Origin of the sequence: Novosphingobium sediminicola (assembly GCF_014196525.1) — a bacterium.
Taxonomy (GTDB): domain Bacteria; phylum Pseudomonadota; class Alphaproteobacteria; order Sphingomonadales; family Sphingomonadaceae; genus Novosphingobium; species Novosphingobium sediminicola.
On the sequence record NZ_JACIDX010000013.1, the window covers coordinates 171,552 to 178,569 of the forward strand.

At 65.1% G+C, this 7,018-nt stretch carries 5 protein-coding genes and 2 pseudogenes; 4 read left to right on the forward strand and 3 right to left on the reverse strand.

The features are described from left to right. Positions 1–87: 87 nt before the first annotated feature. Together GGR38_RS16885 and GGR38_RS16890 are read left to right on the forward strand one after the other, a co-directional pair. Positions 88–1,581: an aldehyde dehydrogenase (NADP(+)) gene (locus GGR38_RS16885; protein ID WP_183627321.1), complete on the forward strand. Its 1,494-nt coding sequence runs from the start codon at positions 88–90 to the stop codon at positions 1,579–1,581. A 148-nt stretch (positions 1,582–1,729) separates the two neighbouring features. Further along, positions 1,730–3,499, forward strand: coding sequence for a putative bifunctional diguanylate cyclase/phosphodiesterase (locus GGR38_RS16890; protein ID WP_183627322.1), 1,770 nt, complete (start codon positions 1,730–1,732; stop codon positions 3,497–3,499). Here the strand turns inward: GGR38_RS16890 and GGR38_RS16895 are convergent. The 3 genes and pseudogenes from GGR38_RS16895 to GGR38_RS24640 all read right to left on the reverse strand — a co-directional run. Then, positions 3,496–4,050 (reverse strand): GNAT family N-acetyltransferase, encoded by a 555-nt coding sequence (locus tag GGR38_RS16895; RefSeq protein WP_246404841.1) that lies wholly within the window; start codon positions 4,048–4,050, stop codon positions 3,496–3,498. The genes GGR38_RS16890 and GGR38_RS16895 overlap by 4 nt on opposite strands. A 53-nt stretch (positions 4,051–4,103) precedes the next feature. Then, entirely contained in the window at positions 4,104–5,084 is a 981-nt protein-coding gene (locus tag GGR38_RS16900) for a diguanylate cyclase domain-containing protein (RefSeq protein WP_425497065.1), read from the reverse strand. A 39-nt stretch (positions 5,085–5,123) separates the two neighbouring features. Next, positions 5,124–5,531, reverse strand: a pseudogene (locus GGR38_RS24640) (GAF domain-containing protein); the annotation flags it as partial. A gap of 291 nt (positions 5,532–5,822) precedes the next feature. On the opposite strand from GGR38_RS24640, the pseudogene GGR38_RS24240 reads away from it, so the two are divergent. Both GGR38_RS24240 and GGR38_RS24245 read left to right on the forward strand, forming a co-directional pair. Then, positions 5,823–6,122 (forward strand): annotated as a pseudogene (locus GGR38_RS24240) (AEC family transporter); the annotation flags it as partial. Positions 6,123–6,214: 92 nt separating this feature from the next. After that, entirely contained in the window at positions 6,215–6,673 is a 459-nt protein-coding gene (locus GGR38_RS24245) for an AEC family transporter (RefSeq protein ID WP_246404807.1), read from the forward strand. Positions 6,674–7,018: the final 345 nt, after the last annotated feature.

Sequence of the window (7,018 nt, forward strand, 5' to 3'; positions counted from 1 at the left end):
AGACAGACCCCACCCCATCCCCGCGTCCGGCACTCCCAACACTCCCGCCGGACGCGGGGATTTTCATGCGCCAACAGGATGAGACAGATGATCGACGGCAGACTATTGATCGCAGGCCAAGCGCTTCAGACCGAAACCCGATTTTCCGCCATCGATGCCGCCAGCGGCGAGCCATTCGGCGTGGATTTCAGCGTTTCCACGCCCGAGCATGTCGATGCCGCCTGCGCCGCCGCGCGCGATGCCGCGCCCGTTTTTGCCCGCGATGCGGCGGCCCGCGCCGATCTGCTCGAAGCCATCGGGGCGGAAATCCTCGCCCTTGGCGATGGTCTGATCGAAACGGCGATGCGCGAAACCGGCCTGCCCCGCGCGCGGCTGGAGGGCGAGCGGATGCGCACCGTCAACCAGTTGCGCCTGTTCGCCGCCGAATTGCACGGCTTTGGCTGGCAGGATGAAGTGTTCGAACCGGCCGACCTTGCCCGCGTACCGCCCCGCCCCTCGCTGCGGCGGATCAACCGGGCGGTGGGGCCGGTGGCCGTATTTGGCGCCTCGAACTTCCCGCTCGCCTTTTCCGTGGCCGGGGGCGACACGGCTGCGGCGCTGGCGGCGGGCTGCCCGGTCGTGGTCAAAGGCCATTCGGCGCATCCCGGCACCGGCGAATATGTCGCCCGCGCCGTGACCAAGGCCGTGGCCGACAGCGGCTTTCCGACGGGCGTGTTCTCTTTCCTGCCCGGCAACAATCGCGCGCTGGGCGCCGCGCTGGTCGGCCATCCGGCGATCAAGGCGGTGGGTTTCACCGGCAGCCGCGCAGGGGGCCTTGCCCTGATCGCACAGGCGCAGGCCCGGCCCGAACCTATCCCGGTCTATGCCGAAATGAGCAGCATCAACCCGGTCCTGCTGCTGCCCGCCGCGATGGCCGCGCGCGGGGGCGCGCTGGCGCGGGCCTATGCGGCCTCACTGGCGATGGGCGCGGGACAATTCTGCACCAATCCGGGCCTGTTGCTGGCGGTGGACGGGCCGGACCTCGATGCGTTTCTGGCCACAGCCGCCGCCGCGCTCGATACCGCCGCGCCGCAGGTCATGCTCTCGCCCGGCATCTGCCGCGCCTATCACCACGGCGTATCCGCGCTGGACGGGCGCGAGGGCGTGGCCACCATCCTGCGCCAGAACGCCCCCGAGGACCGCTGCGGCGCGGCGATCTTTGCCGTCGATGCCGCCCGCTTCATCGCCGATCCGGCCCTGCGCGAGGAGGTGTTCGGCGTTTCGGGCATGGTGGTGCGCTGCGCCTCGCCCGATGATTTCTCCGCCGTGCTGGCCTCGCTCGAAGGGCAATTGACCGCCAGTTTCCACGGCGACGAGGCCGACTGGCCGCTGGCGCAGGCGCTCTTGCCGATCATGGCCGACAAGGCGGGGCGCGTCATCGCCAATGAATGGCCCACCGGCGTCGAAGTCTCGCGCGCGATGGTCCATGGCGGCCCCTTCCCCGCCACATCCGATACGCGCACCACCTCGGTCGGCACGCTGGCCATGGCGCGCTTTCTGCGCCCGGTCTGTTTCCAGAACATGCCCTTTGCCATTGACTGAGATCCCTCACGGCCCGCGCAAACGTGATGCGCGGGCCATCTTTCAATGGCTTATCGCCATCCTTCCTGCGTAGATTCCACCAACACCCCCTTGGCCATGAGGAAACCTTCGGCGCCGTATAATCGGAGCGAGGAAGGAAGTGCAATCGATGGCATGGAGCAACCCCCTGCTCGGACGCGAGCGTGGGCTCAACAGCATTCCCTGGCGTTTCGCGTTGATGGCGCTTGTCACCTCGGCGGTGGTGGCGCTGGTGGCCCGCGTATGGCTGGCGGGTCCGTGGAGTGCGGGCATGGTGTCGGCGCTGGCCGCTTTGCTGATGCTGCCCGCAACGGTCAGCTATCTGGCCGCGCGCAAATTGTCGGGCATGATCCGCACCCTGCGCGACAGCACGCAGGCGATTGTCGAGGGCGACCTGTCGCGCCCCATCGACATTGACTGCGCCTGCGAAGTGGGCGGGCTGGCCGACAGTTTTCGCGCGATGGTGGCGCGGCTCAATCACAATATGCTGCGCATGAATGTGCTGGCCTATACCGATCCGATCACCGGCCTGCCCAACCGCTCGGTCATCACGCATATCCTCTCGCTGGGCCAGCGCGACAGCGACAAGCCCTGCGCCGGGGCGATGCTGTTCATCGATCTGGACGGGTTCAAGCGGGTCAATGACACGCTGGGCCATGATGCGGGCGACGAATTGCTGCGTCAGGTGGCCGCGCGGATCATCGTGCGCGGCATGGGGCTGGCGCTCGAAGAGCTGGAAACCTGCACCAATTCCTTTGGCGAATTATGCGAAACCTGCCCCACGCGCCCGGTCTTTGCCCGCTTTGCCGGGGATGAATTCGTGCTGCTGCTGCCCGGCCATCATGACAATAAAGTGCTCGATACCGTGGCGCGCAGCATCCACAAGGCGCTGGCCGAATGTTTTACCGTGTTCAACAACGAGGTTTTTATCGGCGCCAGCATGGGCATTGCGCGGATGCCCGAAGATGCCGATACGCCCGAACAATTGCTGGCCTATGCCGATATCGCCATGTACCGGGCCAAGGAAGGCGGCAAGAACACCCATGTTTTCTTCGACTCCTCGCTGAAAGGCAAGGTCGAGGAACGCGCGCTGATCGAGCGCGAATTGCATCATGCCATCGAGCATGACACGCTGGAATTGCATTATCAGCCCAAATTCGACGCCGACACGCTGAACGTCACCGGGGTCGAGGCGCTGGCGCGCTGGAACTGTCCGGGGCTGGGGCCGGTTTCGCCCGAAATTTTCGTCAATATTGCCGAACAATGCGGGCTGATGGTGCCGCTGGGCCATTCGATCCTGCGCAGCGCGATGCGTCAGGCGCGGCAATGGCTGGACGCGGGGCGGCCGCTGCCGATTGCGGTCAATGTCTCGCCGGTGCAATTCGAACGCCCCGGCTTTGTCGAATCCGTGCTGGCCATGCTCGACCATTTCGGCCTGCCGCCGCAATGGCTCGAACTGGAAATCACCGAGAGCATCGCCATGGCCGATTTCGCCCGCACGCGCGAAAGGGTCGATACGCTGCGCAAGGCGGGGATCTCGATCTCGATCGACGATTTCGGGATCGGCTATTCCAATCTCTCGCAACTGGCGCGGCTGGACTATGACGCGCTCAAGATCGACCGCTCGCTGGTGGGCAGCATCGGCGAACATGGCAAGACCGAATCCATGCTGGCCGCGATCATCACCGTGTCCAAGGTACTGGGCCACAAGGTCATCGCCGAAGGGATCGAAAGCCCAGAGCAGATGGCCTATCTCAAGGCGCGCGGCTGCCGCGAGTTTCAAGGCTTCCATCTCGCCCGCCCGATGCCGGCGGGCGAGCTGGCCATCTGGCTGAACCAGCGCGGGCAAAGCACGCTCCACGCCATCCGCGAACAGGCGTTCGAGCGGCTCAGAGCTTAAACCAGCGCCTTGTGCCAATATTGCAGAGGCTTGGGGCTTTCCTGCGCCTCGCCATGCTCTTTCCACGCCAGATGGGTGATAAAATCGGGGATCGGCGCATAGCCCCGCGCCCGCCAGAAATCATCAAGCGGCCGGTAATCGCCGGGCCGCGCGGGATGATCTTCGGGGCGGACCACGGCGGCAAAACAGGCCGCATCGGCCCCGCATCGCCGCGCCTGCGCCTCGCGGTGGTCGAAAAAGGCATGGCCCACGCCCCGCCCGCGATAGTGCGGCAAGAGCACGCTTTCGCCAAAATAGAACAGGCGCGATGTGTCGATGCCCCGCGCCTCAAAGGGCGCGCGGAATTCAGGTTTCTGCTCGGCCATCGGGCTGGCCGTGGCCGCGCCCACGATCCGGCCGCCATCCCCAGTACCATCTATCGCGGCCACCAGCACCGCATCGCGCGCGCTCAGAAATTCGCGCAGATAGTCGGCCTCATAATTCGCGTCGCCATCATAAAGATAGGGCCATGCGGCAAAGACCGCGATGCGCAAGGCCGCCAGATCGCCCATGGCCGCGCCGATCTCATCCCCCGTCAGCGGGCGGATCTCCAGCGCGTCACCTGTCAGCCTGCCGCTTTCAGCACCTGCCGCTCCGCCCTGTCCGACCATTCCATCTCGCATGTGCCCCGCTCCTTGTGCTTGGCACTGTAGAGCGCGCGGTCGGCGCGTTGCAACAGGTCGTGACGGCAATCATCGGCCCCGCGCAATTCGACCACGCCGATCGTGGCCGAAACCACCAGCGGGTCCGCCCCGCGCCCCATCGGAAAACGCAGCACGCGCAGCAGATTTTCCGCCACGCGGGGCAATTGCGCGATCATCGCCTGATCGGTGATGACAAGCGCGAATTCATCGCCCCCCAGCCGCGCCGCCAGACTGTCCCCCAGCCATGGCGAACGCAATTCGGTGGCCACCTTGCGCAGGATATCGTCGCCCGCGCCATGGCCGAATGTGTCATTCACGTGCTTGAAATGGTCCAGATCGATCAGCATCAGCGCCATGCGCTCGCCGCTCTGCTGGGCGCGCTCCACGCATTCGTCGACATGGGTGACAAAGGCATGGCGGCTGGCCACATGAGTCACCTCGTCGGTATTGGCGCGGCGGTCCAGCTCGACGAACAATTCGTGCCGCTCGGTAACATCGTGAAACACGCCGATCAGCCCGATGACGCGCCCGTTTTCCAGCTCCGGTTCACCGATTGCGCGCACCCTTTTGCACACGCCGCGCGCCGAAATGAAATCCAGCTCGACATCATAGGCCGCCCCGGTGCGGATCGCCTGCTCAACCAGCCCGGTGATCCTTTCGCGATCGGCGGGCGGATAATAGGACATGGCATCGGCCACCGGCATCCCGTCGCCGGGCGGCAGATCATGGATGTCATAGACGCCTTCGGACCATGTCACCGTCTGCCGCGCGGCATCCAGCCGCCACGACCCCATCGCCGCCATCTGCTCGGCCTGGCGGAACTGGCGCTGCAGGCGCTGCTGGTCGGCATAGAGCCGGGTGATTCGCCCGGCATCCAGCGCCATCGCCATGCTCGACACCATGGATTGCAGGATCGCCTCAACCCCGCAGGCAAGGCTGGACAGGCGCGCCAGATCGGCGGCCGAAAATTCGCGCGGGACGGTATCGATCAGGCAAAAGGCGCCGATGCCGGCCGCGTTCTGGCCCGTGCGCATCCGCACGCGCAGCGGCACGCCCGCATAGAAACGAATGCCCGGCGCCCCGCACACCAACCCATTGGCGCAGAAACGCGGATCCAGCTCCGCATCGGCCACCACCAGCGGCGCATCCTGCACAACGGCATGGCGGCAAAAGGATTGCTCGATGGGCGTGCCCTCGGCATCCAGCCCATGGCGGCCGACAAAGACCTGCCGGTCGCCATCCAGAATGCTGACCAGCGCGATGGGCACGTCAAACATATCGGCGGCAATCGCGGCCAGTTGCGACAGAGCGCCATTGCGCGATTCGATCAATTGGCGAAGAAACGGCATATTGGCCCCTTTCAAGGGCAGGACCAGGACGGCCTATTTTGCCCACCATGGCGTAAACAATCCGTTGCACAAGCCTTATCAGTTTGCCCTTTGCGACAAAGAAAACGTCTGCGCCCGGCATCGGCGGGCGCGGCGGGGTTGATTTTGCCGCGCCGCCGCGCCAGCGAGACCGCGCCTCTGCGCCCTCTGGCCGGGCATCAACCGGATAAACTCATGCTCTCGATTCTTGGCATCACTCTGCCGATCTTTGCGCTCATTCTGGCCGGATGGGGGGCGCGGCGCATCGGCGTGATGGGCCCGATGGCCAGCGGCGAGATCAACCGCTATGTCGTCAACCTCGCGCTGCCCGCGCTGTTGTTCGACATTGTCGCCAATGCCAAGATCGCCACCATCTGGCAGCCGGGCTTCATGGCGGTCTTTGCGCTGGGCGGGGCGGCGGTCTTTGCCCTTGCGCTGGGGGTAGGCATGAGCCGTGGGAGGCCCCTGGCCGATGCGGCCATCGACGGGCTGAACGCAGGCTATGCCAACACCGGCTTCATCGGCTTTCCGCTGCTGCTGGCGGTGCTGGGTCCGGCCTCGCTGGCGCCCACGCTGATCGCCTCGATCCTGACGGTCTGCGTGCTGTTTGCCTTGGCGCTGGTGCTGCTCGAAATCGGGCTTCAGGCACAGGCGCACCGATCCATATGGCGCGCAAGGTCGCGCTCTCGCTGGCGCGCAACCCCTTGCTGGTGGCGCCTGCGCTGGGGGCGGTCTTTCTGCTCTCGGGGTTTGGCGTGCCCGCGCCGGTCAATGCTTTCCTCAAACTGCTGGGCGGGTCGGCCTCGCCCTGCGCGCTGGTCGGGCTGGGCCTGTTTCTGGCCGAAAAGCGCGAGGCTTCGGTCCATTGGACCTCCATCGGCGCGCTCAGCCTGATCAAGCTGATCCTGCATCCGGCGCTGACATGGTTTCTGGCGGTCGAGATCTTCCACCTTACCCCCGGCCTGACCCATGCGGCAGTCCTGCTGGCCGCCCTGCCCACCGGCACCGGCCCCTTCATGGTCGCCGAATATTACCGCCGCGAAGCCGCCCTGACCTCAGCCACGATCCTGATCACCACCATCGCCTCTTTGGCAACGCTGATGGGGTGGATGGCGGTGATGTGATTGGAGCGGGTAGCGGGAGACTGCTCATCGTTTTTTGACATGGGGCTGTGGCCTGTTGTTGGATCGGGGGAGGAGTGGCTGATTTGCTGGGATACTGGCGGCTATCAGTGCGATTCGGTAGCGGGAACCTCAAAACACCTTGAAATCGGCATATTTTCGCCGTTTTTGTGACTTCAATTTCAAGGCATACCCCCAAACCTACCCCCAAATACCCCGGTTGCAGGTGAACGGCGGCGATCAAAGCGGCTAATCCCGCCCTTGGATAAAGGGCCTTTGCCCCCTATCATACATGCGCTGCCGGGACAGGGTAGTTTGTCCGCCTGTCCTTAAAGAGGCGATCCGGTC